This window comes from Corynebacterium sp. HMSC063G05 (assembly GCF_001810555.1).
Taxonomy (GTDB): Bacteria; Actinomycetota; Actinomycetes; order Mycobacteriales; family Mycobacteriaceae; genus Corynebacterium; species Corynebacterium jeikeium_D.
In genome coordinates this window covers 44,912-68,730 of the sequence record NZ_KV801851.1, presented here as the reverse complement: position 1 = coordinate 68,730, position 23,819 = coordinate 44,912, and the positions used below count along the sequence as shown (strand labels likewise).

Here is a 23,819-nt window from a genome sequence, read left to right as displayed (position 1 = left end):
CCAGTACTCCTAGTACAGTGCGCTAGCCATCCTCCGGCGTGCATCCAATGCCACTGGATCTGCGGTATCGAATAGCACAAGCAGCTCTAGTAGACGCGACTTGATGGCCTCACGGTCATCGCCAAACACCTGCGGGAGCAACTTCAACAAACGATCGAGCGCCTTCGCTGGATCGTCGACAAGCATCGTGACATCCGCGGCATCGAGGGCGAGCGCGACGTCCTTCGGCGCAGCGTCGGCCTTTGCAATTGGATCTGCGCTGCGATCGATTTTGGCAGCGCGGGCGAAGAAGGACACATTCGCGTGAGCGCGCTTCAGCCCCTGATTTGCGGGCTCGGACTGCAGCATAGCGTCATACAGCTCCAACGCTCCGTCGAAATCGCCCTCCTCGAGCAACTCTTCAGCCTGCTCCAAACGCGGGTCATCGGTGGGTACGGGATTGCCGAAGAAGTCAGTCGGCTCCGGAGCCTCCGGCCCGCTGCCCTCCCCAGCCATACGAGTTCCCGCCGGCAACCCCTTGAGACGACCCCGAGTGGCCTCCATAACCTGCGCCAGCCACTGCTCCAGCCAATCCCTGGTTTTCTCGCCGACAAACATGCCAATGGGACTGCCCATAGCCACAGCCGTGACTGTCGGCACTGCCTGCACACCGAATGCCTGGGCCAGCTGCGGATGCTCCTCAGCATCTGCCCACGCCAGGATCCAGTTCAAGTTAGCCTCACGGGCCATGCCTTCTAGCTCAGCCCGAAGACGCAACGAATCAGCTGCTCCAGCCATGCCGATCAAGACAATAACCGGGACCTGCTCCGAGCGCAGAACGACTTCTGCCTCAAGGGTCTGCGGGACAATCTCAACTACAGGAGGAAGCCCATTTCCCTGATCACTGGTTGCCCGCTCGATCTCCTCTCGGCGCTTACGTTCGGCTTCGGCGCGCTGGTGGAGCTGCTCCAAATCAACCGTGCCGGGTGGTGGCGGCGGAGTCGAGCACTCGCGGTGACCGTGTGCTCCATGCGAGTGACCATGAGAATGGCCATGTGCGTGACCATGTCCAGCTGGCATCGTCAAAGGGGTTCCTCTCCAGTGTCGTCGTAAAGCCTATGTAAAGACCTATGTAGAGCCTACGTGTCCAATCCGAACAAGAGACTAGTCGGTGGCTTTCAGCGCATCCTCGACCGCATCCACTTTCGCACGCAGCTGCCCGGTATATCCGTTGCGAATGTCCGCTTTGATGACCAGAGAAGTACGCGGACTGACACGGCTGACTGCTTCCGTGGCTCGCTTAATGACGTCCATCACCTCATCCCATTCGCCTTCAACAAGGGTGAACATGGCATTGGTCTCGTTGGGCAGGCCAGATTCGCGCACAACACGCACGGCTTCAGCAACAGCCTCAGCCATTCCCTGCTCAGGATCGGAGAAAGTGGGGGCAACAGAAAATGCGACAATCATGGCGCCGATAATAGCGAGTACCCTGGGAACTATGAGTGAGACACAGATTCCCGTTCCCCATAAGTACGTAGTCGCTGTTGATCACGTCGGCGTCGCAGTCCCGGATTTTGATGCCGCTATTGAGTGGTACCGCGCAAACCTTGGTTTCATCAACTACCACGATGAAGTCAATGAAGAGCAGGGTGTCCACGAGGCCATGGTCGGCCCGGCTGACAAGGTTGAAGGTGGCACTCTCGTTCAGATTCTCGCGCCGCTGAATGACCAGTCCACGATTGCAAAGTACCTGGACAAGAAGGGGCCAGGAATCCAGCAGTACGCCGTTCGCGTCACTGACCTGGAAGCGCTGATGGCGCACCTGAAGGAGCAGGGCACCCGCGTGCTGTACCCGGAGCCGAAGATCGGCACCGCAGGCTCGCGCATCAACTTCATCCACCCGAAGGATGCCGGCGGCGTCCTGCTGGAGCTCGTTGAGCCGGCTAAGTAAATCTATCCCCAGCGGCGCGTGATAGTGCGGTGAGCTCTATTGCGCCAGCAGTTGGTGTGCCAATGGCGCCGGTCATCGGCGCCTGCACCATAATCCTGCGGCCATGCCACGATGTGCGAGGTCCCGGGCATGATTTCCTGGTCGCACCCCGGACAGCGATAAACCTTGTTCGACTGGCCAGCGCTGATGTTACGCACCGCAAAGTCCACGTCCTGCCAACCGGCAGGCCCAGATTCAGTGCGAGTGTTTTGGAAAGAACTGCCAAATGCGGGCAGGCTGCCGCGATTCTGGCCGTGGTTATTACGCCCGCCGCGTTGATTACCTCGTTGATTACCGCGCCGCTTGTGGTTTCGCCTAGGCATGGCTAGAACAACCGCAACTCATTGGACTCCAGGCCACGCAGGGCGTCGTAATCCACGGTCACACAGCGAATCCCACGATCCTCTGCCAGAGTCTTGGCCTGTGGCTTAATCTCCTGGGCAGCAAAAATCCCTTCCACCGGTGCCAGCAGCTCATCGCGGTTCAGCATCTCCAAGTAACGGGTTAGCTGCTCAACACCATCGATACCGCCCCGACGCTTAACCTCGACTGCAACGGTGGCGCCGTTTTCATCGCGGCCAAGCAGGTCCACCGGTCCGATCGGGGTTGGGTATTCGCGCCTAATCAGGGTGTAGCCCTCGCCAAACGTTGTGAACTGATCTGCAAGCAGTTCCTGTAGATGCGCTTCTACCCCGTCCTTCTCCAGGCCAGGGTCCTCTCCCAGTTCGTACGTGCTATCAGCCAGCACCTTGCCGATAGTGATACGAAGTTGCTCGCCCTTCTTATTCTCAACGACCCAGAGCTTTTCACCAGTGTCTTCCCCCGACTCGTCGAGAATATCCTTCTCCGTCAGCGTGCACGGCGGTGTCATCCAGTTCAGAGGCTTATATGCACGGTCGTCGGCATGCACAGAAACTGACCCATCTGCTTTCACCAACAGCAAGCGCGGGGCATGAGGCAGATGGGCATTCAAGCGACCGACATAGTCAACAGTGCATTCAGCAATCACAAGGCGCATTCCCCTACCCTAACGTGACTGCCGCGCGGGAGAAAACAATACCCACTAGAGCCTTAGCAATAGCCTGTCGTAAGAGACTAGTACTGACTTCCCCGGCCACGGTTATAAGCCGAACGGAAACGTCGCTCAATATCTGTAGGAAACTCACGAGTCTGGCGTGACGACGGCTTCGACTCCACCCACGCCACCAGCGCAGTGTCCGAGGACGAGTCCACGGCAAACTCCCATTCGGTATTTTTCCCCGTTTTAATCCTGACTACCCGAAGCCCGGGCGCGAAAAAACCCGCCTCGATGTCAGTCGGATCTCGGCGATCCACAATAGTGACATCGTGACGGGCAAATTCGGCATCACAGCCAGGACGCAGCGAACGTAGCTTGTACATCTTCAACGTCGACTCGGAATAAACAATGACACCATGGCGCCAATGACTGCCATCACCTGCAGGAAGGCGACGAGCAATAACAGGAGTACCTTTTGCATGCAGGCTGGCGAAACGCCACAGGGCAAGGACCCCGCCGACGATCAACATCGCACCGATAATCATGAACATGATTGACATCATGGTTACGCTTGAAAACACTATCTGCCAGCCTCGCATCCGGGTGAATAGACGACGAACCTTGGTTCAAAAGCGCTTTAGAGGCTTTTTACAAACCCTACCCGATTGTTGCACTGACATGAAAAATAACTAAGAAAAACGGGGCGGGAAGCTGGCAAGATTTCTCTTGCGAGCTCCCCGCCCCGTTTAAAGAAGCAGGAAGAATACGGTCGTGCGACCGGATGTTCAGGCGAACAGACTAGTTGGTGGAAGCGCGACGAGCCGCGCGGACCTCCGACTCAGCCTGAGCCTTTACTGCAGGGTCATCCGAAGTCAGGTTGGACTCGGCCTCGGAGAGGTTAACCTCGTCAGCCCAGACTGCCTTATCCGCGAGGATCGAAACCTTCGAGGTAGACACGGAAATGAACCCACCCTGTACCGAAGCGACAAGAACCTTGCCGTCTGCGGTCTTGATGGTCACCGTGCCGTTGTTGACCAGCTGGCCAAGCAACGGCTGGTGTCCGGGCAGCACGCCGATCTCACCCTCGGTGGTCTGGGCAGAGACCAAAGTGGCCTTGCCCTTCCAGAGCGGTCGCTCAACGGCAACCAGTTCAGCGGTGATTTCAGCCATGAGGATGCCCCTTACTTCTTCTGCATTTCAGCGTACTTCTTCTCGACATCGTCGAGGCCACCCAGGCCGTCGAAGGCCATCTCCGGGTAGTTGTCGAAGTCGCCCTTGCAGATGCGGTCGAAGGCAACGATGGTGTCCTTCAGCGGGACGTACGAACCAGGCAGACCCGTGAACTTCTCAGCAACGAAGAAGTTCTGACCCAAGAATCGCTGGATACGACGTGCACGCTGCACGGTCACCTTGTCCTCCTCAGACAGCTCGTCCATACCGAGGATGGCGATGATGTCCTGGAGTTCCTTGTTCTTCTGCAGGATGTTAATAACCTGCTGAGCAACTCGGTAGTGCTCCTCACCGACGATCGACGGCTCGAGGATACGAGAAGTCGAAGTCAGCGGGTTCACTGCCGGGTAAATACCCTTCGATGCAATCGAGCGGTCGAGCTCGGTGGTTGCATCGAGGTGGGCGAAGGTCGTTGCCGGAGCCGGGTCGGTGTAGTCATCGGCAGGCACGTAGACGGCCTGCAGTGAGGTAATCGAACGGCCCTTGGTGGACGTAATGCGCTCCTGCAGAACACCCATCTCGTCAGCCAGGGTCGGCTGGTAACCCACGGCGGAAGGCATACGACCCAGCAGGGTCGAAACCTCAGAACCGGCCTGGGTGAAACGGAAGATGTTGTCAATGAAGAGCAGCACGTCCTGGTGCTGAACATCGCGGAAGTACTCTGCCATGGTCAGACCCGACAGCGCGACGCGCATACGGACTCCCGGAGGCTCGTCCATCTGGCCGAAGACGAGGGCGGTGTCCTGGAGAACGCCCATCTCTTCCATTTCCAGGAAGAGGTCGGTGCCCTCACGGGTACGCTCACCAACACCGGCGAAGACCGAAGTACCGGAGAACTCGCGTGCAATACGAGTAATCATCTCCTGGATCAGAACGGTCTTACCGACACCGGCACCACCGAACAGACCAATCTTGCCGCCCTTAACGTACGGGGTCAGCAGGTCGATGACCTTAATACCGGTTTCCAGAATCTCGGTCTTGCCCTCGAGCTGGTCGAAGGCCGGCGGCTCACGGTGGATGCCCCACTGCTCACCATCGCGACCCAGGCCCGGCTCATCCAGGCAGTCGCCCATTGCGTTAAAGACGTGACCCTTGACGACGTCACCAACCGGAACCGAAATCGGCTTACCGGTGTCCTTGACCTCTGCACCGCGGACCAGGCCGTCGGTCGGAGCCATAGCAATGGTACGAACCATGTTGTCACCGAGGTGCTGTGCAGTCTCGAGGACAATGGTCTTGGCGACCGAAGGAAGGGTAACTTCCACGGTCAGCGCGTTGTAAAGTGCCGGCAGTTCGTTACGCGGGAACTCCACGTCGACGACGGCACCGATGACACGCACAACACGGCCCACAGCCGTGGTGGTGTTCTGCTCACTTAGAGCTGTGCTCATATCTAGTCACTTTCTCCGCTGTCGTCGAGCGCACCGGCGCCACCGACGATTTCTGTGATTTCCTGGGTAATCTGTGCCTGACGTGCCTGGTTAGCAACACGCGAGAGGTCCTTGACCAGCTCGGTAGCGTTGTCCGTCGCGGACTTCATAGCGTTACGACGGGCAGCGGACTCAGAGGCAGCGGCCTCGAGCATCACTGCGAACAGAGTGCGGGACACGTACTGCGGCAGAAGCTCTGCCAACAGGGTGTCTGCATCAGGCTCGAATTCATAGTCCGGCTTGAGGTCATCTGATCCATCGGACAGCATGTCCTCGCCCTGAGCAATCTCGACATCCTCGTACACAGGCTCAATCGGGAGCATCTGGTGTGCACGCGGAATCTGAGAAAGCATCGACACGAATTCCGTGTAGACAACGTGGACCTGGTCGAAGCCCTGAACGGCCTCGCCGTTGGTGCCACGCAGGCCTTCGCGGTACTTGGCAGTGCCCTCGGCCGTAGCGTTGAAACCATCAATGAGGTGACGACGCACGTCGTGGGTTGCGGCGTAGTCCGGATCCTGGGAGAAGCCCTCCCACGTACCGGCGAGCTCGACACCACGGAAGTCGTAGTAGTCGGTGCCCTTACGGCCAGTCGCGTAGAGAACGACCTCATGCCCCTGCTCTTCCAGAGCGGTACGCAGTTCTGCAGCCTTCTTCAGGACGTTGTGGTTGTAGCCGCCACACATGCCGCGGTCACTGGTGACAACCAGGACAGCAACACGCTGGTTACCCTCACGCTCTACGAGCATCGGGTGATCCAACGACGAAGCCGATGCGAGACGTCCGATGACCTTCTCGATTTCGTCGGCGTACGGCTGGGAGTCTGCCACGCGACGCTGCGCCTTGGTAATGCGCGAGGTTGCGATAAGCTCCTGGGCCTTGGTGATCTTCTTGGTCGAGTTCACCGACTTGATTCGGGCTCGAAGTTCACGAAGATTCGCCATGTCCTATTCCCTCCCTTCAATTGCGAAAACGGTCATTGAGTAGCTCAACCTGCCTAGTTCTGGGCAGTCTTGCGGGAGACCGAAATCTGCTGCTTCTTGAGCTCGCCCTCGTCGAGTGCCTCGACCGGAGCCTCGGAAGCCAGCGGTGCGCCCTCAGAAGTCTGGAAGGACTTCTTGAAGTTAGCGGTAGCGGACTTCAGAGCAGCCTTGGACTCGTCAGAGAAGGCGACGCCGCCGTCAATCTGCTCGAAGACTGCAGGCTGAGTGTCCTGCAGGTGCTCAAGCAGCTCGGCCTCGAAGCGACGGACGTCCTCAACCGGGACATCGTCGAATTCGCCCTCACCAGCGAGGTAGATGGAGGTCATCTGGTACTCGACCGGCTGCGGGTGGTTTTCCTTCTGCTTCAGCAGCTCAACCAGACGCTGACCGCGCTCCAGCTGACGCTTGGAGGCATCGTCCAGGTCGGATGCGAACATTGCGAATGCTTCCAGGTCGCGGTAGGACGCGAGGTCCAGACGCAGGTTACCGGAAACCTTCTTCATGCCCTTGGTCTGTGCGGCACCACCAACACGGGAAACCGACACACCGACGTTAATAGCCGGACGGACACCCTGGTTGAACAGGTCGGACTCGAGGAAGACCTGGCCGTCGGTAATGGAAATGACGTTGGTCGGAATGAAGGCCGACACGTCGTTTGCCTTGGTCTCGATGATCGGCAGTGCGGTCAGCGAGCCTGCACCCATGTCGTCGGAGAGCTTCGCAGCACGCTCCAGCAGACGGGAGTGGAGGTAGAAGACGTCACCCGGGTAAGCTTCGCGTCCCGGCGGGCGACGCAGCAGCAGCGAGATGGCACGGTATGCCTCTGCCTGCTTAGTCAGATCATCGTAAATGACCAGGACGTGCTTGCCCTGGTACATCCAGTGCTGACCCAGTGCGGCGCCTGCGAATGGTGCAAGCCACTTGAAGCCTGCGGCATCCGACGCCGGGGCAGCAACGATGGTGGTGTACTCGAGTGCGCCCTGCTCCTCGAGGGTCTGGCGCACACCAGCAATGGTGGAGCCCTTCTGACCGATAGCAACGTAGATGCATCGCACCTGCTTGCTCGGGTCACCGGACTCCCAGTTAGCCTTCTGGTTCAAGATGGTGTCCAGGCAGACCGCGGTCTTACCGGTCTTACGGTCACCAATGATCAGCTGACGCTGACCACGACCAATTGGGGTCATTGCGTCGATGGCCTTAATACCAGTAGCCATCGGCTCTTCAACCGGCTGACGCTGCAGCACGGTCGGTGCCTGCAGCTCGAGGACGCGGTCCTCTTCAGCCTCAATGTCGCCCAGGCCGTCAATCGGCTGGCCCAGGGGGTTAATTACGCGACCGAGGAACTTGTCCCCGACCGGAATCGAAAGGACGTCACCCGTCCGCTTTACCTCGTCACCCTCTTTAAGCGACTCGAAGTTACCCAGCACCACAACGCCGACCTTGTCGGTGTCGAGGTTCTGAGCGACGCCAATAACGCCGCCCGGGAACTCCAGAAGCTCATTCGTCATGACCGACGGCATTCCCGAAACCTGGGCGATACCATCAGCTGCACTGATAACAACGCCAACCTCCTCGCGGGAGGCCTCCGGGGAGTAGCTCGAGGTGTAGTTCGCAATCGCGCTACGGATCTCGTCGGAGGAGATCGTCAGCTCCGCCATGTTCTTCCTGCTCTCGGTAATATTCTTCCAGTGATTAATCGTCTAAACCATCCGTCAGCCGAGGCCGACGCGCAGCTTCTCAAGCTTTGTTGAAAGGCTACCGTCGATGACCTCGTCGCCAACCCGGATGACCAGTCCACCGAGAATCGACTTATCGATCACGGTGTGGATGGACATCGCCTTGCCGTAGACTCGGCCGAGCTTGTCCGCCAGTGCTCGCTCTTGCTCGTCAGAGACGGCCGTGGCACTGGTCACGCGAGCGACGACGTGGTTCCGCAGGCCGGCGGCTAGCCGGGACAGGGAGTCAATGTCGTCCGCGGGGCGCTTGGATGGGCGGCCAACAGCCTGCAGTGCGAGGGTTTCGGTCACGGAAGTGACCTTGCCGTACAGCACAGAGGCGAGGAGCCCACGCTTGGCTTCGGGGGTTGCGGCCTTGTCGGCCAGCAGCTGTTCAAGCTGCGACTGCTCAGCCAGGATGTGTCCCAGTTGGAACAGCTCAGACTCAACAGTCTCAAGCTGTCCCTGGCCTTCGGCAGAGCGAAGGAGGGCTCGACGGCCCAGCTCTACCAAACCCTCACGCATTTCACGCGGGGTGGACCATACCTGCGCGGCAGCATCCACGACGAGGTTAAGAGTCGTCTCAGATACCTTGCCCGCGAACAGGCTCCGGACAAGGCCGGAACGCTGTTCCGCAGTCGCCGAGGTGTCGGCGACAGCGACACGCAGGCCGCGGTCGGAGTCCAGGACCTCGACGATGTCGAAAAGCTCGGAACCAGTCTGAGCAGCCTGAGCAACAGCGACATTGTCGCCACCGATAGCGGCGTCCAGTCGCTGGCTAAGGGCTGCCAGGGATTCGCGGCTTGCTGCGTGCATGTCGCCTACTTTCCGGCCGGGGCCACGGTGTCAAGGTTGGACAAGAAGTTGTCAATCGTCGACGAGTTACGAACGTCGTCGGAAAGCTGCTCGCCCAGAAGGCGCTCAGCGAGATTGATGGAGTTCTGGCCCATTTCCTTGCGCAGCTCTGCGACTACCTGCTCACGCTGGGCAGCGAGCTGCTTCTCACCGGACTCGATGATTCGTGCGCTCTCGTCATTAGCCTTGGTCGTAGCGTCTGCAATGATGCGCTGACCCTGTGCACGGGCTTCGTCACGAATCTTTGCTGCTTCAGTACGGGCCTCTGCGAGCTGACTGTTGTACTTTTCCAGAGCGGCCTTGGCTTCAGCCTGTGCAGCTTCAGCGCGTTCAATGCCGCCCTCAATCCGGTCCTCCCGCTCGGTCAGGACCTCCTGGAACTTCGGAAGAACGAGCTTCCAGAAGAGAACCAGGATAACTACCAGCGGGACAACGGACCAGACGATGTCATAGGTCTTTGGCAGCAGCGGGTTAATGGACTCTCCCATCGGGAGGTCACCCACCGCTAGCAAAAAGGTGAAATCTGTCATGGTTTACGTGTTCTCCGCTTGAAGGTCCGGACTTAGAAAACGAAGCCTGCGACCAGGCCGATCAGGGCGAGAGCCTCAGTGAAGGCGATACCCAGGAACATGGTGGTACGCAGCTGGCCGGCCATCTCAGGCTGGCGTGCCATACCCTCAACGGTCTTGCCGGCGACGATGCCGATACCGAGGCCCGGGCCCAGGGTGGACAGACCGTAACCGATGGTCTTCAGGCCAGCGTTGGTGTCGACAGCCTGGACAGCGTCCTGGGCGGAGAGGATGACGTCGTTCATTATGAACCGTTCCCTTTCTTAAAGGATGGCCCCGGATTAAAGATTGTTCTAAGTAGGCCCGGGGCTTTTGTGGGTCAAGTGGGTCTTGCTATTAAATTTGCGAGGCCTTGTTGCCGAAGTTGCGGCCTCATTAGTTATGGGTTAGTGCTCGTCTGCGTGCAGCGACAGTTCGATGTAGACGGCGCTCAGCAGGGCAAAGATGTATGCCTGCAGGAAAATCACCAGCATCTCGAACAGCGTGAATGCTACCGCAGCGACAAGGGTCAACCCGGACAGGGCGGTCCAACCATTCAGCTGCCAGAAGAAGAAGTTCGTGGCACCGAAAAGCAGGACTAGAACCATGTGGCCCGCCAGCATGTTGGCCATCAGACGGATGGTCAGCGTAACTGGGCGGAGAACGAAGTTGGAGAAAATCTCGATCGGCACCACGATGAGGTGGAGTACCGGTGGCAAGTTCGGAATAACGACTGCCGACTTCACAAACTTGAAGAAGCCCATCTTCTTCGAGCCCGCGTAAATGAAGGCAACGTATGCGAACAGGGCCAGAACCAGTGGCATACCGATTCGGGCGTTCGGCGAAATATTGAGGCCAGGAATAATAGCCGCAATATTCATCGAGATAACAAGGAAGAAGATGGTGGCCAGAACCGGAAGGAAACGACGCCCCTCCTTCTTACCCAGAATCTCCTCCGCGATGTGGATGCGGACGAAGTCCAGCATCAACTCCGCAACGTTCTGCAGACCAGTCGGCACGAGCTTCGGACGACGCATTGCGACGACGAAGAACACGGCGACGATCACGGCCATCAAAAGACGAACAATCATCAGGCGGTCCATGGCGTACCAGTCGCCACTGCCACCTAGAATGAAGTCGCCAAATTGTTCACCCGGGAAATACTCCTCCTGCAAGTTGGGTGAGTGAAACTCACCCCGCATCTCGGCAAGTGTTGTAACGCTCAGCGTTCTCTCCCGTGATTGGGCCGCTAGAACTATTGTCAAGCGGTGCGAAGGACGTCATTTAACGTGTCGCGCCGCGGATTCCATTCGCTCATCAGCACGGCGCTCACGGGGACCGTACCTGTGGAAATGATAGTTATTTCGCTACAGGCCGTCTTACCCGAAACTCAGGATAACAGTTCTGACTCATTTTCCCCACCCGGTACACCCCCGCGTTTCCGACCCCGAAACCAACAAAGAGGCCGACCCCCTCTGTGGGTTTCGGCCTCTATTTGTGGCATCTTCTGCACAAACTGGACAATATGCTTATTACCTGCGGTTTTAGAAGCGCATTACAGCCTCTCAGCAGGTCAACAAGTTATTAACGAGCTATTCGTCCTTCATTGGTTGCACATAAGTGAGGTTAGATTGCGACATTCCCCACACTTCTGCACCCAGCGTCACCATCAGCGTGAGTACAACAGTGACGAAGAAAGTCATGTTGTCATAAAACTCAAGATTTCTAATAACAACTAGGACACCAATCAATACGACAATCTTCAACAACCAGCCACCCAATACAACGGCAAGCGTGACGGACGGCGAAGTTCGAGCAGTAAAGAGGATGCCTAGAACGGTAAGCAATACGAAGCTTCCGCTAATGCCCGCACCAAGGAGTACGCCCCAGACACCGGGCATACCGTTTTTGCCACCCCAGACCAGCAGCGAAAGCACGGTAATCACAGCGAGCGCGATTGCGCCCGAGCGAGCAGCAGCCAGCAGCGGTCGCCGCGAATCGTCGTATTTAGACTCGGGCTCCGGAGTTGTTTTTTCAGTCACGGTCGAAGATTGTACCTTCTGCGTCCACGTCGACGTCTTATAACCTGCCGGACCCCACTTCCACTTCTGGGACGCGCTCCCCTTGAACGGTCGTCGGCAAGCGCATTGCGACGACGGAGGGTGAAGACAACTGCGATGATAAGCAGGACCCCGAAGGTGAAAGCGACGAATTCAAAGGGGAAAATGGTGGTGGCAACGGCGGCGTACGCGACGACCGACACCCATAGGTAAAGCACTAGCACCACGCGGCGATGACTGTGTCCCATCGACAGGAGGCGGTGGTGAATATGCATTTTGTCGGGTGAGAAGGGTGACTTGCCCTGGCTGACGCGGCGAACGACAGCAAGCAGCAAGTCGAGCATTGGCACGCTAATTGCTGCGATGACGACCACAACCGGCGAGATTAGAGCGATGACGTCAGCGGTGCCGTACATGGAGGGCGCGATGCGTCCCGACGCCGACACCGATGCCGCTGCGAGCAGCAAGCCGATCATCATGGCACCGGAATCGCCCATGAAAATGCGTGCGGGCTCGAAGTTGTGCGGCAAGAAGCCCAGGCAAGCGCCGAGGAGGCACGCGGAAATCATCGCGGGTGGATAGGCAGACACGGTTCCGCCTTGGTCGTGAAGCATGACCATCGAATAGACAAGGATTGCAGCTGCGGCGATCATGCCGAGTCCAGCTGCGAGACCATCGATGCCGTCAACAAAGTTGAAGGCGTTAATCAATGCCACAGTAAATAGGACAGTCAAGACTGTGGACATGATTGGATCGAGAATGAGCGTGGCGCCGCCACTGAACGGGATATAGAGCAGATACCAATTGACGCCCATAAATGACATCAAAAGTGCCGCCGCGACCTGCCCCACCAACTTCGTGAGGGCATCTAAGTCAAAGAGGTCATCCCAAATACCGACGATTAGCAAGAGCGACGCGGCCGCCACAACTGCCCTCATATCTGGAGTCATGGGCGGAAAACCACGGTTGAGAGCCGGCATCACCGAGGCAAGGGCGATAGCTGCGACCACCCCGGAGTACATCGCCACGCCTCCGAGCCTGGGCTTCGGAATATCGTGGACATCGCGCGTGCGGGGCGCATCCAACCAGCCCGAGCGGACCAGCACATAACGCACCACTCCAGTGAGCAAATAACTGACAGCAGCGGAAACTAAAACGAGCATGGCGAGCTCGCGGATGGGCACACCTGCCCCACCCGACTGGGCTGCCAATAAGCTCATGTCCGCCACTAGGTACTACTCACCCACACAATCGCTGCAGATACTAAACAGGAAAAGCCTTAGGTAGACAAGACTACTGCCCCAGCAGTCGCTCGGGCGTAGTACTCAAAACCTCGGCAACCGCCGCTGCTGACACAGCGCCTTCGCGCAGAATCCGCGGCACTGGAGTCGAGATATCGACAATCGTCGATGGGGTGCCAATCGTGGCTTCGCCGCCGTCGACGTAGACAGCCGCTTCCCCACCCAACATCTGCTTGGCACGCACGGCATTGGTGGCCGGTGCCTGGCCGGAGATGTTCGCACTGGACACGGCCATCGGACCGGTGCGGCGCAGAATCTCGATAGCAATTGGGTGCAGCGGCATGCGCAGCATGACCGTACCCGCGGTATCACCAAGGTTCCACGGCAAGCTCGGCGCCTGGTTCACAACCAGCGACAGTCCGCCCGGCCAGAAAGCCTCCACCAGCGTGCGAGCAGCTGGCGAGTATTCGCGGACGAGCCCCTCAATCGTGTTCCAGGAACCCACGAGCACCGGTACCGGCATATCCGGGCCGCGGTGCTTGGCACGCAGCAAGGAGGCAACGGCCTGGTTATCAAAGGCATCGCAGCCAAGGCCGTAGACGGTATCGGTAGGCATAACGACCAGCCGTCCTGCCTTCACTGCATCTACTGCTGCTGCAATTGCGCGTTCGCGGTTTTCATCTGTGCTGCAGTCCATAATCCTGCTCATCAGATTTGTGCTCCTGCTTCAAAGTTTGCTTTTAAGATCAATTTTTGCGTCCCACCGTAAAACGGTCACGGCCCGCAAAGTCACGGTGGACCTCTACATCAGCGTAATCCCAGGTGTCCTTTAGCAGTGAACTGACATCGTCTCCTGAAGAGTCATCGTGCTCGATGCCGATGACTCCACCCGGCCGCACCAGCGCATCCACTAGGTTCATCATAGGTCGAATGACATCTAGCCCATCGTCGCCGCCGAAGACCGCAGAGTGCGGATCAGCTCTCACTTCGGGGTCAACTTCGGTGTCTTCGGGCACATATGGAGGGTTGGACACAACAATGTCGGTCTCGCCTACCCATTCTGCGAGCTCAGCGCCATCATCAATCAGCTGAACATCCGTGACATCGCCAGCAATCAGACGCACACGCCCATCGCCGTACGTCTCGATATTCTTCGCAGCCCACGCCCGTGCCCGCTCAGAGAGCTCCACAGCCACCACGTCCGCTTCGGGTACGGCATCGGCGATCGCCAACGCCAACGCACCGGATCCAGTACACAAGTCAACGATTTTCGGCTTGACGACGCCACTTGCGACCAGTTCACGGGCTCGATCGATTGCCCACTGCGCGAGCAGTTCCGTCTCCGGCCGGGGTACAAAAACACCGGGCCCGACCTGTAGTTCCAGGCTCATCATCGGCGCCGTACCGAGGATGTGCTGCAGTGGCTCACGAGCCACTCTGCGGGCCAGTATCTCGGCCAGATACTTGCGACCGTCCTCATCGGTGTACGGTTCGTCTCCGCGGAAGATAATGTCTGCCGATCCCGCATCGACTGCGGCTGCAAATAGCGCCCGTGCGTCGGCATCCGGAGAAGCCAGCGCCGCGTCGTCAAGCGTGCGACGCGCATAGCGAAACAGCTCGCCGAGGGTACGGACGGAATCCGGTAACGTCGGCGAGCTATTTTCTGCGGGCGTGGGGCTACTCGGCTTCAAGACGCTCAGCGCGCTCCGCGTCGTGGAGGGCCTTGAGCAGGTCATCCATGTCGCCGCCCAGCACCGAGTCCAGGTTGTGAGCCTTGTAACCGATGCGGTGATCGGAAACGCGGTTCTCCGGGAAGTTGTAAGTGCGGATGCGCTCGGAGCGATCCATGTTGCGCACCTGAGACTTACGCTGGTCAGAGGCGGCCTCGGCGATCTCCTCCTCCTTCATCTGCTGCAGTCGAGCAGCAAGGACCTGCATAGCGCGGGCCTTGTTCTGAATCTGCGAGCGTTCCTTCTGACAGGTAACAACGAGACCAGTCGGCAGGTGCGTCAGGCGAACGGCGGAGTCAGTCGTGTTAACACCCTGACCGCCCTTACCGGAGGAGCGGTAGACGTCGACACGCAGATCCTTTTCATCAATCTGGATGTCTTCGACCTCGTCGGGCTCCGGGTAGACCAGCACACCAGCGGCGGACGTCTGAATACGGCCCTGAGATTCGGTAACCGGCACGCGCTGCACGCGGTGAACGCCACCTTCAAACTTGAACACGCTCCACGCACCGTCACGGGACGGAGTCTTAGCTCGGATGGACATAGTCATGTCCTTCACGCCGCCGAGATCAGACTCGGACAGCCCGAGAATCTCGGTGGTAAAGCCGTGCTTTTCTGCATAGCGCTGGTACATACGAGCGAGCTCACCTGCGAAGAGCGCTGCCTCCTCACCGCCGGCACCGGACTTGAGCTCCATAACGATGTCATCGCTGTCGTGCGGATCGCGCGGAGCCAGCAGGTCGGCGAGCTTTTCCTCGAGCTCCTCTGCCTCGACAGCGAGACGCTCAGCCTCAGCTGCGAATTCGGAGTCCTCGTATGCCATCTCGCGAGCTGCCTCCAGGTCATCCTGGACCTCAGTCAACTTCTTGTGAGTCTGAATGACCGGCTGCAACTCATTGAAGCGCTTGCCGACCTTACGGGCAGCCTTCGGGTCGTTGTGCAGCTCGGGGTCTGCCAGCTGCGCCTCAAGGCCGTGGTATTCGGAGAGGATGTCGTCAACTGCGGAAACCTGATTAGCCATTGAATATTCCTTCAGATTGTGATGGGTGAAATGCTAGTAGGTGCTGTGGTTTGCGGCTAACCCCAGCTAAAGCATGTCGTCCACATCAACGTCGGCGGCCATTGGTGCAGAAGAAGCCACCTGCATCAGGAATTCCTTATTGTTCCGGGTCTTCTTCAGCTGCTTAATCAACAGGTCAATAGCAGCCTGCGACTCTAGCGCGGAGAGGATGCGGCGCAGCTTGTGCATAATGCGAGCCTCCTCCGTGCTGAGCAGCAGCTCATCCTTACGAGTACCCGACGGGTTGACATCCACTGCCGGGAACACGCGGCGCTCGGAGATTTTACGGTCGAGCTTCAGCTCGGCGTTACCGGTGCCCTTGAACTCCTCGAAGATGACGGTATCGCCTGCGGAGCCGGTCTCCACCATCGCGGTGGCGATGATGGTGAGGCTGCCGCCTTCCTCGATGTTTCGGGCAGCACCCAAGAAGCGCTTCGGTGGGTACAGAGCGTTGGAGTCCACACCACCGGAGAGGATTCGTCCCGATGCCGGCGAAGAGTTGTTGTACGCACGGCCAAGGCGGGTAATGGAGTCCAGCAGTACGACGACGTCCTGCCCCTGTTCCACCAGACGCTTTGCACGCTCAATAGCCAACTCGGCCACTGCCGTGTGATCTGACGGCGGGCGGTCGAAAGTGGAGGCAATGACCTCGCCACGGACACTGCGCTGCATGTCGGTGACTTCCTCCGGGCGCTCGTCGACAAGCACGACCATCATGTAGCACTCGGGGTTGTTCGTCGCGATAGCGTTCGCGATGTTCTGCAGGATCGTGGTCTTACCGGCCTTCGGCGGCGAAACGATGAGCGCACGCTGACCCTTACCAATCGGCATAATCAGGTCGATGACGCGAGTGGTGAGGATCTTCTGCTCGGTCTCCAGACGCAGGCGACGGTTCGGGTACAGCGGGGTGAGCTTAGCGAAGTTCGGCCGCTGCTTTGCCTGCTCCGGATCGATGCCGTTTACAGTTTCGACCTTGACCAGCGGGTTGTACTTGCGGCGATTACGGCCGTTGCCATGAGTGACCTGGCCCGAGCCATTCTCACGCGGCATGCGGACCTGACCAGTGACGGCGTCGCCCTTGCGCAGACCGTATTTACGAACCATTTGCGCGGACACCAGCACATCGTTAGAGCCCGGCAGGTATCCGGACGTGCGCACGAATGCGGTCTTGTTATCTAGCACATCGACGATGCCAGCCACCGGCTGGAGAACGTCATCCTCGCGGATCTCGTCCTGACCGCCGTGTCCCCCACCGTTGTTATCGCGTCCGCGACGGTCGCGGCGATTGCGACGGTTGCGGCGGTTACGGTTGCCACGACCGTCATCGTCATGGTTATTGCGGTCGTTATTGCGATTGTTGTTGCGACCGCGGCGGTTGTTGCGGTTGCCGCGGCCTTCATCGTCGTTGTCTCGATCGTGGTTGTTGCGATCGTTGCGGTTATTACGGTCGTTGCGATCACCGCGGTCATTACGATCATTACGATCGTTGCGATTGTCGTTGCGATCACCGCGGTCGTTGCCGTTATCGGAATCGTCGCGGCTATCGTTGCTGCGATCGTCCTGATTCTCCTGCTCGCGCTGACGAGCACGGTTACGACGATTTCGACGCTGCTGAGAACGGGACATCTCCTCGCGACCATCCGCGTTGGCGTCGTCTCGCTTGTCGTTGCCCTTGTCGCTCTTGTCGGCGCTCTTACTGGAACCCTTATCCGCGCTTTCCGACGGCGATTCCTTGGCATCCTTCGCCTTGGAGCCGGTATCCGCAGCCCCAGCCGCAGCCTTCTTCGCGCGAGATTTCCGAGCTGGAGCGGAACCATCAGCCGGGGCACCATTCTTAATGGCCTCAATCAGCTCATGCTTGCGCATGGCGGAGATGCCGCGAATGCCCTTGCTGGAAGCGATTTCACGCAGTTCTGCCATTCGGAGGGCCGCAAGATTCTCTGGGCCGCCTGCCGTGGCAGTGGTGTCCGTATCGGTCACGGATGTCCTTTCATCGACCTTCCCTGCAGTCACTCTCTACAGGGGGCTATGTCATTGACACTTTTTCGCTCTTACTGCCCGCCACCGCGTGTGCTCCGTCGTCGAACCTTTACCACGTGCGGAAAAGTAGCCGCAGCTGACGGGAAACTATCGAAAAAGCCAGGCAAAAGACCTCGACGTTGAAACTAAACCGAGGCATCTTGCCTACATTATTTCCGCATCTCAAACCCGAGCGTCCGGGCTGAAGATGGTTAGGAAATTTTAGGTCCACAGCACCGCAAGACTATGTAGTCGCACTACTGATTTATGTGTTTTCAATGTCACGTTGCGCCATCGCGTTGTGTGAACAACTGCGAAGGTCAACGGCATGCGGAGTACATGAAGAAGTACGTATCTAGCCGCGTATTGAAAACGACCTATTGCCCAAGGATAGTCACCAAATAGTCAGGTAGCAACACTAGTTCTCACCTGCGTTTCGCTAGGTCGCGGGGCTGTGAGTCGGTACTGTAGAGCTCATGCGCAGTACGATGCCTCATATTCCTCTCAATATCGCTCAGATTGTGGAATACGGTCGCACCATTCACGGTCGGACTCCGGTGACCTCCTGGAACAGTGACGGCCCCGAGACCACCACTTTTGCCGCCATCGCCGCACGCGCTAGTGCGCTGGCACATGCACTTCGCGATGAGCTCGGCATCGACGGGGATCAGCGCATCGCTACCCTGATGTACAACTGCGCCGAACACTTCGAGGTCTTCCTCGGCGTCGCCTCCATGGGCGCGGTATTCCAGCCGCTGAACAAGCAGCTCATGCCGGATCAGATTGTGCACATTATCAATCACGCCGATGACCAGGTCATCATCGCGGACCCGACCGAGATCGAACTGCTCGCCGAGGTTCTTCCGCACTGCCCGCGCGTCCGCGCTGTCATCATTATCGGTATCGGTGATCTGTCTGACGTGGCTGAGCAACTGCCGGATGGTATCCCGTGGTACTCCTACGAATCGCTCATCGACGGACGCCCCAGCCGCTTCGACTGGCCTGAGCTCGATGAAAACTCCGGTGCAGCCATGTGCTATTCGACGGGCACCGAGGGCGCACCTAAAGGTGTCGTCTACAGCCACCGTTCGCTGTACTTGCACAGCCTGAATATGCGCACCACTGACTCCTTTGCCATCTCGCATGGAAACCCGTGGCTTTGCTGTGTGCCCATTTATCACGTCCTGTCCTGGGGCGTGCCGCTGGCCTCCTTCATGTGCGGGGCGTCGCTAATCTTCCCCGGCGCGGACCTGTCCGCACCGCGTCTGGCAGAAATCATCGAAACCTCAATGCCGCGCGTAGCTCAGGGCGTGCCGACGCTGTGGATTAACCTCATGGCACACTACCTCAGCAATCCTCCGAAGCGCATGAGTCTGCAGGAGATTTTCTCGGGCGGTTCTCCTGTCCCACCTGCATTGATTCGGCTATGGGAAGAGCGCTACGGTGTCGATGTCATCCACTTCTGGGGCATGACCGAGACTTCGCCTATCGGTACCGTGGCACGACCTCCGTACGGCGCCTCCGGTGAGGCCCGCGAACGCTACCGTGTCAGCCAAGGACGTTTCCCGGACATCATGCAGTTCCGCATTGTTGATGACAACGACCGCGTGCTCGACCTGCATGACCGCAACCAGGGTGAGCTGCAGGTGCGCGGCAACACGGTCACCGGAGGCTACTACAGCTCTCCAGAGGCTCAAGATGGAGGCACCGCGCACTTCTTCCGCGGTGCGGAGGTCGACGAGGCTAGCGAACAGTTCACCGAGGACGGGTGGCTCCGCACTGGCGATGTCGGCTCGATTACTCACGACGGCTACCTGACTATTCATGACCGTGCTCGCGATGTCATTCGTTCCGGTGGTGAGTGGATCTACTCCGCTCAGCTGGAAAACTTCGTAATGGAAAGCCCACAGGTACTCGAGTGCGCGATTATCGGCATGCCAGATAAAAAGTGGGGTGAGCGCCCACTGGCCATTACGGTGCTGATGCCGGAAGTTGAACAGAGCAAGGAGACCGCTGAAATGCTCCGCGATGAACTGCGGCCAAAGCTGCCAAAGTGGATGCTGCCGGAGTACTGGGCCTTCGTGGACTCAATCGATAAGACCTCAGTGGGCAAGTTCGACAAGAAAGACCTGCGCTCGCACTTGAGCGCAGGTCAGTACAGCATCGTGAAACTGAAGGGGCCGGGCGAAAAGTAGGTAGCAGGCTAAGCCACTGGCCCGGCACCTGGCCGCAGCTGCGGCTTAGCCGTCGACCACGACCTTAACCGGCTCACCGATTCCCAGCTCCATGACCTTGATGCCAGCCTCGCGGGCATCGTCCAAGATCTTCTCATCTACTGCAGTAGTTCCCAGAACCATACAGGTCGGACCAGCACCCGAGAGGAATGCCGCGTAGCCACGGTTGCGCAGGCGGTTGACCCACTCTGCGGTCACCGGCAGCACGTCGGAGCGGTACGGCTGGTGCAGGCGATCTCGCGTTCCCTCCCACAGCAGTTCCGGGTGGGACTGCAGCGCTGCGGTCATAACCGCAGTACGGGAGACATTGAAACGAGCGTCGACATGCGAAACATCGCTCGGCAGCACCTGACGGACTGCATTCGTGGAGGCGTGGAATGCCGGTACGAGTGCGGTCGCCTGAATGGACTCATGCACCGGAATGCTCACTGCTCGGTACTGAGGTGCGGTGCGACCATCGACAGGCTTGTCAGTCCAGCTGACCACTGCCCCGCCGAGAACGGATGCGCCAGCGTTATCCGGGTGGCCTTCGAATACCGAGGATTCTTGGATTACCTGGTCATCGGTAAGCGGGAAGCCCGCCAGACCGTTAGCGGCAGCGACACCAGCAACGGCGGCGGCTGCGGAAGAGCCTAGACCGCGCGACTGCGGAATGGTGTTGTGGCAAATAACCTTCAGCCCCGGTGCCTCGACTCCTGCGGCGCGAAGGCCCGCGCGAATCGCGCGCAAAACCAGATTAGATTCGTTGCGCGGCAGGTCGACTTCGCCCTCGCCGTGAATTTCAACGACGACACCGGACTCGATGACCTCGACCTCGACGATGTCGTAGAGCGCAACTGCCAACCCCAGGGTGTCGAAGCCCGGGCCCAAGTTCGCTGACGAACCTGCAACCGTGACGGTGACCTTCTGACCCGGGAAAAGCTCCTGTGCCATTTAGATATCCATTCCTTCGATACGAATGACGTTGTTGACGGCCAAAACCGCGTCGTTGGCGCGCAATTCATCGACCGTTGCTTCCAAATCCTTCTCCAGTGCCTTGTGGGTCACGATGACCAGGCGAGCGCCGTTGGCGCCCTCTTCCTGGCGGACGGTGCGCAGGGAGATGTTGTGATCAGAGAAGGTACGAGCGACATCGGCAAGCACTCCGACGCGATCGTCGACGTGCAGGTCGATGTGGTAGCGGGTGCGAACGTCACCGAAGTCGAGAATCGGCAGGTTAGCGTAGGTGGAATCTCCCGGTGCGCGACCACCGTGGACAATGTTGCGAGCAGCTGCAACGAGGTCACCGAGCACTGCGGAGGCGGTCGGATTACCACCAGCGCCGTTGCCGTAGAACATCAGGCGACCAGCGGCCTCGGCCTCAATGAAGACAGCGTTGAAAGACTCACGCACAGTTGCCAGCGGGTGACGACGTGGAATCAGCGCTGGGTACACGCGGGCGGAAATGGACTCCTTGCCATTTTCGTCCGTAACCCGCTCACAGGTAGCCAGCAGCTTAATGGTGCAGTCTGCGCTCTTGGCGGCTGCGATGTCGTCAGCGGTGATCTCGGTAATACCCTCGCAGTGAACATCATCAGCAGTCACGCGGGTGTGGAATGCCAGGCTGGCCAGAATAGCTGCCTTGGAAGCGGCATCGTGGCCCTCGACGTCTGCAGTCGGGTCGGCCTCGGCGTAACCCAGGCGGGTGGCCTCTGCCAGCATCTCGTCGTAGTCCGCACCAGTGGAGTCCATCGCATCAAGGATGAAGTTGGTAGTGCCGTTGACAATACCCATGACCTTATTGACAGTGTCACCGGCCAGCGAACGGCGCAGCGGCCCGACGACCGGGATAGCTGCAGCCACAGCTGCCTCGAAGAACAGGTCGACACCCGAGGAATCGGCAGCCTCAGAGAGCTCCTCGCCGTGAGCGGCGACGAGTGCCTTGTTGGCGGTCACGACCGACTTGCCGGCACGCAGTGCCTCCAGCACAACGCGACGTGGGTAATCAATGCCGCCGATGACCTCGACTACCAGGTCAACGTCATCGCGCTGAACCAGCGAAAAAGCATCGTCGGTAAGAAGATCCTGATCCACATTCGGACGCGGCTTGGTCTTGTCGCTCACAGCAATACCAACGACCTCGACCGGTCCGCCGATGCGGCGCTCGAAGTCCTCAGCCTTCTCGTTGAGCAGGCGGTAAACCTCAGTACCGACTGTGCCAAGACCTAAAATAGCGACACCAACTTTGTGGCCCTCGCCCTTTCCAGGATTATTCGTTGCGGCAGTCATCGTGGCGTTTCACACTCCAGGCTTAGTAAGTCTTGTACGGTTTCTCGTCTTAATATTTGGGTCACTTGACCATCGCATACCGACACTACTGGTGGTCGCGTCAGCATGTTGTAGCGGCTGGCCATTGCGTAACAGTATGCCCCAGTAGCAGCGAGCGCGAACAGATCACCCTCGACAATGTCGTTCGGGTAGTTCGCATCGTTAATCAGAATGTCTCCCGATTCACAGTGCTTTCCGACGACGCGGGTGGGAATCCTGGAACCGGACACCTCGCGATTAACAACGCGACCATCATAGTTCGAGCCGTAAAGCGCCGGACGAATATTGTCGCTCATGCCGCCATCGACCGATACGTAACGACGGGTCATGCCGTCATCGATGGTCACATCCTTCAAAGTGCCCACTTCGTACACCGTGACCATGGACGGGCCAACGATGGCACGACCTGGTTCAACAGCCACTGTCGGAGTCGCAATGCCGATACGCTGCGCAAGCTTGTCTACGGCAGTGAGGATCTCGTCGGCAAGCGGAGCAACGTCGAGGGGCTGCTCGCCTGCGGTGTAGGCGATTCCGAAACCGCCACCGAGGTCGAGGGTGTTGAAGTGTTCCGAGATTTCAGTGCCGTGGCGTTCGACCAGCTTTTCCACCAGTGAGAACACGCGCTCGGCGGCGAGAATGAAACCGTCGGAATCGACAATCTGGGAGCCGATGTGGCAGTGCAGACCAACCAGGCGCAGATTGTCGTCCTCTTCTACGAGGTTGGCAGCTTCCAGCGCCGAACCGGACGCGAGGGAAAAGCCGAACTTCTGATCTTCATGCGCAGTAGCAATGAACTCGTGGGTGTGCGCTTCCACACCGGGCTTCACGCGAACGAGCACGTCCTGCACCACGCCTGCTTCAGCCGCCACCTGGGACAGGCGACGCAGCTCCGAACGGGAGTCAAGCACAATCTTGCCCACGCCAGCGGAGATAGCATCACGCAGCTCAGCGGTGGACTTGTTGTTGCCGTGGAAGGTCATGTCCTTGGCTGGGAAACCCGCCGCCAGAGCGATAGCCATCTCGTTGCCCGAGGCGACATCGAGATGCAGCCCCTCCTCCATTACCCAGCGGGCAATGGTCTTCGACAGGAAAGCCTTGGATGCGTAGTGGACATTCTCCGCGCCGCGGAAGGCCTTGGCCATCGAGCGGCAGCGAGAGCGGAAGTCCTGCTCATCGACGACAAAAACCGGAGTGCCAAACTCCTTGGCAATGTCGACCAGGCTCACGCCACCAATTTCCACCGAGCCGGGATTCTCTTCGTCAGCGCCCCGACGACGGGCGGTAGTTGGCCAGACATGCGCTGGTAGTTCATTAAATTGGGTGGAGTCGGGTCGGGTGTAGCCACCCAGTTCGAAACCATTGCCGTCGATAGGCACGAAACAGCTCTCTTTCTCCGTTACCCGGGCGGAGCAACGGG

At 58.8% G+C, this 23,819-nt stretch carries 24 protein-coding genes; 2 read left to right on the top strand and 22 right to left on the bottom strand.

Going from position 1 to position 23,819, the window contains the following annotated elements; all coding sequences use genetic code 11:
* Positions 1 to 9: 9 nt before the first annotated feature.
* Positions 10 to 1,059, bottom strand: a complete 1,050-nt coding sequence (locus HMPREF2751_RS06645; RefSeq protein ID WP_070595727.1) for a co-chaperone YbbN — start codon at positions 1,057 to 1,059, stop codon at positions 10 to 12.
* A gap of 84 nt (positions 1,060 to 1,143) precedes the next feature.
* Positions 1,144 to 1,449: a thiamine-binding protein gene (locus tag HMPREF2751_RS06640; protein WP_049172056.1), complete on the bottom strand. Its 306-nt coding sequence runs from the start codon at positions 1,447 to 1,449 to the stop codon at positions 1,144 to 1,146.
* 31 nt (positions 1,450 to 1,480) lie between these two features.
* Here HMPREF2751_RS06640 and mce point away from each other — a divergent pair, with 31 nt between their 5' ends.
* Positions 1,481 to 1,933, top strand: a complete 453-nt coding sequence (mce, locus tag HMPREF2751_RS06635; protein WP_005509354.1) for a methylmalonyl-CoA epimerase — start codon at positions 1,481 to 1,483, stop codon at positions 1,931 to 1,933.
* Between the two features lie 2 nt (positions 1,934 to 1,935).
* On the opposite strand, the gene HMPREF2751_RS10640 is transcribed toward mce, so the two are convergent.
* From HMPREF2751_RS10640 to rho, 17 genes are all read right to left on the bottom strand, one after another.
* Entirely contained in the window at positions 1,936 to 2,295 is a 360-nt protein-coding gene (locus HMPREF2751_RS10640; RefSeq protein WP_088611476.1) for an ATP/GTP-binding protein, read from the bottom strand.
* Between the two features lie 2 nt (positions 2,296 to 2,297).
* A complete protein-coding gene (gene nucS / locus HMPREF2751_RS06630; RefSeq protein WP_005509457.1) occupies positions 2,298 to 2,990 on the bottom strand; it encodes an endonuclease NucS in 693 nt (230 codons plus the stop codon).
* Positions 2,991 to 3,067: 77 nt separating this feature from the next.
* On the bottom strand, positions 3,068 to 3,571 hold the full coding sequence (locus HMPREF2751_RS06625; protein WP_016422460.1) for a DUF2550 domain-containing protein: 504 nt from the start codon (positions 3,569 to 3,571) through the stop codon (positions 3,068 to 3,070).
* A gap of 217 nt (positions 3,572 to 3,788) precedes the next feature.
* Positions 3,789 to 4,160 (bottom strand): F0F1 ATP synthase subunit epsilon, encoded by a 372-nt coding sequence (locus HMPREF2751_RS06620; protein ID WP_049172054.1) that lies wholly within the window; start codon positions 4,158 to 4,160, stop codon positions 3,789 to 3,791.
* A gap of 11 nt (positions 4,161 to 4,171) precedes the next feature.
* Complete coding sequence (atpD, locus tag HMPREF2751_RS06615) at positions 4,172 to 5,611, bottom strand: F0F1 ATP synthase subunit beta (RefSeq protein ID WP_005509621.1); 1,440 nt, start codon at positions 5,609 to 5,611, stop codon at positions 4,172 to 4,174.
* A gap of 2 nt (positions 5,612 to 5,613) precedes the next feature.
* Positions 5,614 to 6,594 (bottom strand): F0F1 ATP synthase subunit gamma, encoded by a 981-nt coding sequence (locus tag HMPREF2751_RS06610; protein WP_070595726.1) that lies wholly within the window; start codon positions 6,592 to 6,594, stop codon positions 5,614 to 5,616.
* A gap of 53 nt (positions 6,595 to 6,647) precedes the next feature.
* Positions 6,648 to 8,291 (bottom strand): F0F1 ATP synthase subunit alpha, encoded by a 1,644-nt coding sequence (gene atpA / locus HMPREF2751_RS06605; RefSeq protein WP_070595725.1) that lies wholly within the window; start codon positions 8,289 to 8,291, stop codon positions 6,648 to 6,650.
* Positions 8,292 to 8,345: 54 nt separating this feature from the next.
* On the bottom strand, positions 8,346 to 9,164 hold the full coding sequence (locus tag HMPREF2751_RS06600) for a F0F1 ATP synthase subunit delta (RefSeq protein ID WP_048735245.1): 819 nt from the start codon (positions 9,162 to 9,164) through the stop codon (positions 8,346 to 8,348).
* Positions 9,165 to 9,169: 5 nt separating this feature from the next.
* Complete coding sequence (locus HMPREF2751_RS06595) at positions 9,170 to 9,733, bottom strand: F0F1 ATP synthase subunit B (protein WP_070595724.1); 564 nt, start codon at positions 9,731 to 9,733, stop codon at positions 9,170 to 9,172.
* Between the two features lie 32 nt (positions 9,734 to 9,765).
* Complete coding sequence (locus HMPREF2751_RS06590; protein ID WP_016422456.1) at positions 9,766 to 10,017, bottom strand: ATP synthase F0 subunit C; 252 nt, start codon at positions 10,015 to 10,017, stop codon at positions 9,766 to 9,768.
* Positions 10,018 to 10,158: 141 nt separating this feature from the next.
* The gene (gene atpB / locus HMPREF2751_RS06585) at positions 10,159 to 10,953 is read right to left on the bottom strand and encodes a F0F1 ATP synthase subunit A (RefSeq protein WP_016422455.1); all 795 of its coding nucleotides are present in this window, start codon (positions 10,951 to 10,953) and stop codon (positions 10,159 to 10,161) included.
* 390 nt (positions 10,954 to 11,343) lie between these two features.
* Complete coding sequence (locus HMPREF2751_RS06580; RefSeq protein WP_005509564.1) at positions 11,344 to 11,793, bottom strand: Cg1360 family ATP-synthase-associated protein; 450 nt, start codon at positions 11,791 to 11,793, stop codon at positions 11,344 to 11,346.
* A complete protein-coding gene (locus HMPREF2751_RS06575; RefSeq protein WP_246823184.1) occupies positions 11,790 to 13,022 on the bottom strand; it encodes a glycosyltransferase family 4 protein in 1,233 nt (410 codons plus the stop codon). The genes HMPREF2751_RS06580 and HMPREF2751_RS06575 overlap by 4 nt, the downstream gene beginning before the upstream one ends.
* Positions 13,023 to 13,104: 82 nt before the next feature.
* Entirely contained in the window at positions 13,105 to 13,761 is a 657-nt protein-coding gene (locus HMPREF2751_RS06570) for an L-threonylcarbamoyladenylate synthase (protein WP_005509411.1), read from the bottom strand.
* Positions 13,762 to 13,798: 37 nt separating this feature from the next.
* On the bottom strand, positions 13,799 to 14,743 hold the full coding sequence (prmC, locus tag HMPREF2751_RS06565; RefSeq protein WP_049172049.1) for a peptide chain release factor N(5)-glutamine methyltransferase: 945 nt from the start codon (positions 14,741 to 14,743) through the stop codon (positions 13,799 to 13,801).
* On the bottom strand, positions 14,730 to 15,803 hold the full coding sequence (gene prfA, locus HMPREF2751_RS06560) for a peptide chain release factor 1 (protein WP_016422451.1): 1,074 nt from the start codon (positions 15,801 to 15,803) through the stop codon (positions 14,730 to 14,732). The genes prmC and prfA overlap by 14 nt, the downstream gene beginning before the upstream one ends.
* A 66-nt stretch (positions 15,804 to 15,869) precedes the next feature.
* Complete coding sequence (gene rho, locus HMPREF2751_RS06555) at positions 15,870 to 17,822, bottom strand: transcription termination factor Rho (protein ID WP_070595722.1); 1,953 nt, start codon at positions 17,820 to 17,822, stop codon at positions 15,870 to 15,872.
* Positions 17,823 to 18,337: 515 nt separating this feature from the next.
* Here rho and HMPREF2751_RS06550 point away from each other — a divergent pair.
* Complete coding sequence (locus HMPREF2751_RS06550; protein ID WP_049172045.1) at positions 18,338 to 20,056, top strand: long-chain fatty-acid--CoA ligase; 1,719 nt, start codon at positions 18,338 to 18,340, stop codon at positions 20,054 to 20,056.
* A gap of 45 nt (positions 20,057 to 20,101) precedes the next feature.
* On the opposite strand, the gene thrB is transcribed toward HMPREF2751_RS06550, so the two are convergent.
* Genes thrB through lysA form a run of 3 tightly spaced genes read right to left on the bottom strand, consistent with a single transcriptional unit; the run spans position 20,102 to position 23,778 of the window.
* Positions 20,102 to 21,028, bottom strand: coding sequence for a homoserine kinase (gene thrB / locus HMPREF2751_RS06545; RefSeq protein WP_049190091.1), 927 nt, complete (start codon positions 21,026 to 21,028; stop codon positions 20,102 to 20,104).
* The gene (locus HMPREF2751_RS06540) at positions 21,029 to 22,363 is read right to left on the bottom strand and encodes a homoserine dehydrogenase (protein WP_016422448.1); all 1,335 of its coding nucleotides are present in this window, start codon (positions 22,361 to 22,363) and stop codon (positions 21,029 to 21,031) included. It abuts the gene before it with no gap.
* A complete protein-coding gene (gene lysA, locus HMPREF2751_RS06535; RefSeq protein WP_049194100.1) occupies positions 22,360 to 23,778 on the bottom strand; it encodes a diaminopimelate decarboxylase in 1,419 nt (472 codons plus the stop codon). The genes HMPREF2751_RS06540 and lysA overlap by 4 nt, the downstream gene beginning before the upstream one ends.
* Between the last annotated feature and the right edge of the window lie 41 nt (positions 23,779 to 23,819).

Excerpts from the sequence above, each read along its gene's own strand:
- HMPREF2751_RS06645 (WP_070595727.1), bottom strand. The coding sequence starts at position 1,059 with ATGCCAGCTGGACATGGTCACGCACATGGCCATTCTCATGGTCACTCG.
- HMPREF2751_RS06640 (WP_049172056.1), bottom strand. The coding sequence starts at position 1,449 with ATGATTGTCGCATTTTCTGTTGCCCCCACTTTCTCCGATCCTGAGCAG.
- mce (WP_005509354.1), top strand. The coding sequence starts at position 1,481 with ATGAGTGAGACACAGATTCCCGTTCCCCATAAGTACGTAGTCGCTGTT.
- HMPREF2751_RS10640 (WP_088611476.1), bottom strand. The coding sequence starts at position 2,295 with ATGCCTAGGCGAAACCACAAGCGGCGCGGTAATCAACGAGGTAATCAA.
- nucS (WP_005509457.1), bottom strand. The coding sequence starts at position 2,990 with ATGCGCCTTGTGATTGCTGAATGCACTGTTGACTATGTCGGTCGCTTG.
- HMPREF2751_RS06620 (WP_049172054.1), bottom strand. The coding sequence starts at position 4,160 with ATGGCTGAAATCACCGCTGAACTGGTTGCCGTTGAGCGACCGCTCTGG.
- atpD (WP_005509621.1), bottom strand. The coding sequence starts at position 5,611 with ATGAGCACAGCTCTAAGTGAGCAGAACACCACCACGGCTGTGGGCCGT.
- HMPREF2751_RS06610 (WP_070595726.1), bottom strand. The coding sequence starts at position 6,594 with ATGGCGAATCTTCGTGAACTTCGAGCCCGAATCAAGTCGGTGAACTCG.
- atpA (WP_070595725.1), bottom strand. The coding sequence starts at position 8,291 with ATGGCGGAGCTGACGATCTCCTCCGACGAGATCCGTAGCGCGATTGCG.
- HMPREF2751_RS06600 (WP_048735245.1), bottom strand. The coding sequence starts at position 9,164 with ATGCACGCAGCAAGCCGCGAATCCCTGGCAGCCCTTAGCCAGCGACTG.
- HMPREF2751_RS06595 (WP_070595724.1), bottom strand. The coding sequence starts at position 9,733 with ATGACAGATTTCACCTTTTTGCTAGCGGTGGGTGACCTCCCGATGGGA.
- HMPREF2751_RS06590 (WP_016422456.1), bottom strand. The coding sequence starts at position 10,017 with ATGAACGACGTCATCCTCTCCGCCCAGGACGCTGTCCAGGCTGTCGAC.
- atpB (WP_016422455.1), bottom strand. The coding sequence starts at position 10,953 with ATGCGGGGTGAGTTTCACTCACCCAACTTGCAGGAGGAGTATTTCCCG.
- HMPREF2751_RS06570 (WP_005509411.1), bottom strand. The coding sequence starts at position 13,761 with ATGAGCAGGATTATGGACTGCAGCACAGATGAAAACCGCGAACGCGCA.
- prfA (WP_016422451.1), bottom strand. The coding sequence starts at position 15,803 with ATGGCTAATCAGGTTTCCGCAGTTGACGACATCCTCTCCGAATACCAC.
- HMPREF2751_RS06550 (WP_049172045.1), top strand. The coding sequence starts at position 18,338 with ATGCGCAGTACGATGCCTCATATTCCTCTCAATATCGCTCAGATTGTG.
- thrB (WP_049190091.1), bottom strand. The coding sequence starts at position 21,028 with ATGGCACAGGAGCTTTTCCCGGGTCAGAAGGTCACCGTCACGGTTGCA.
- HMPREF2751_RS06540 (WP_016422448.1), bottom strand. The coding sequence starts at position 22,363 with ATGACTGCCGCAACGAATAATCCTGGAAAGGGCGAGGGCCACAAAGTT.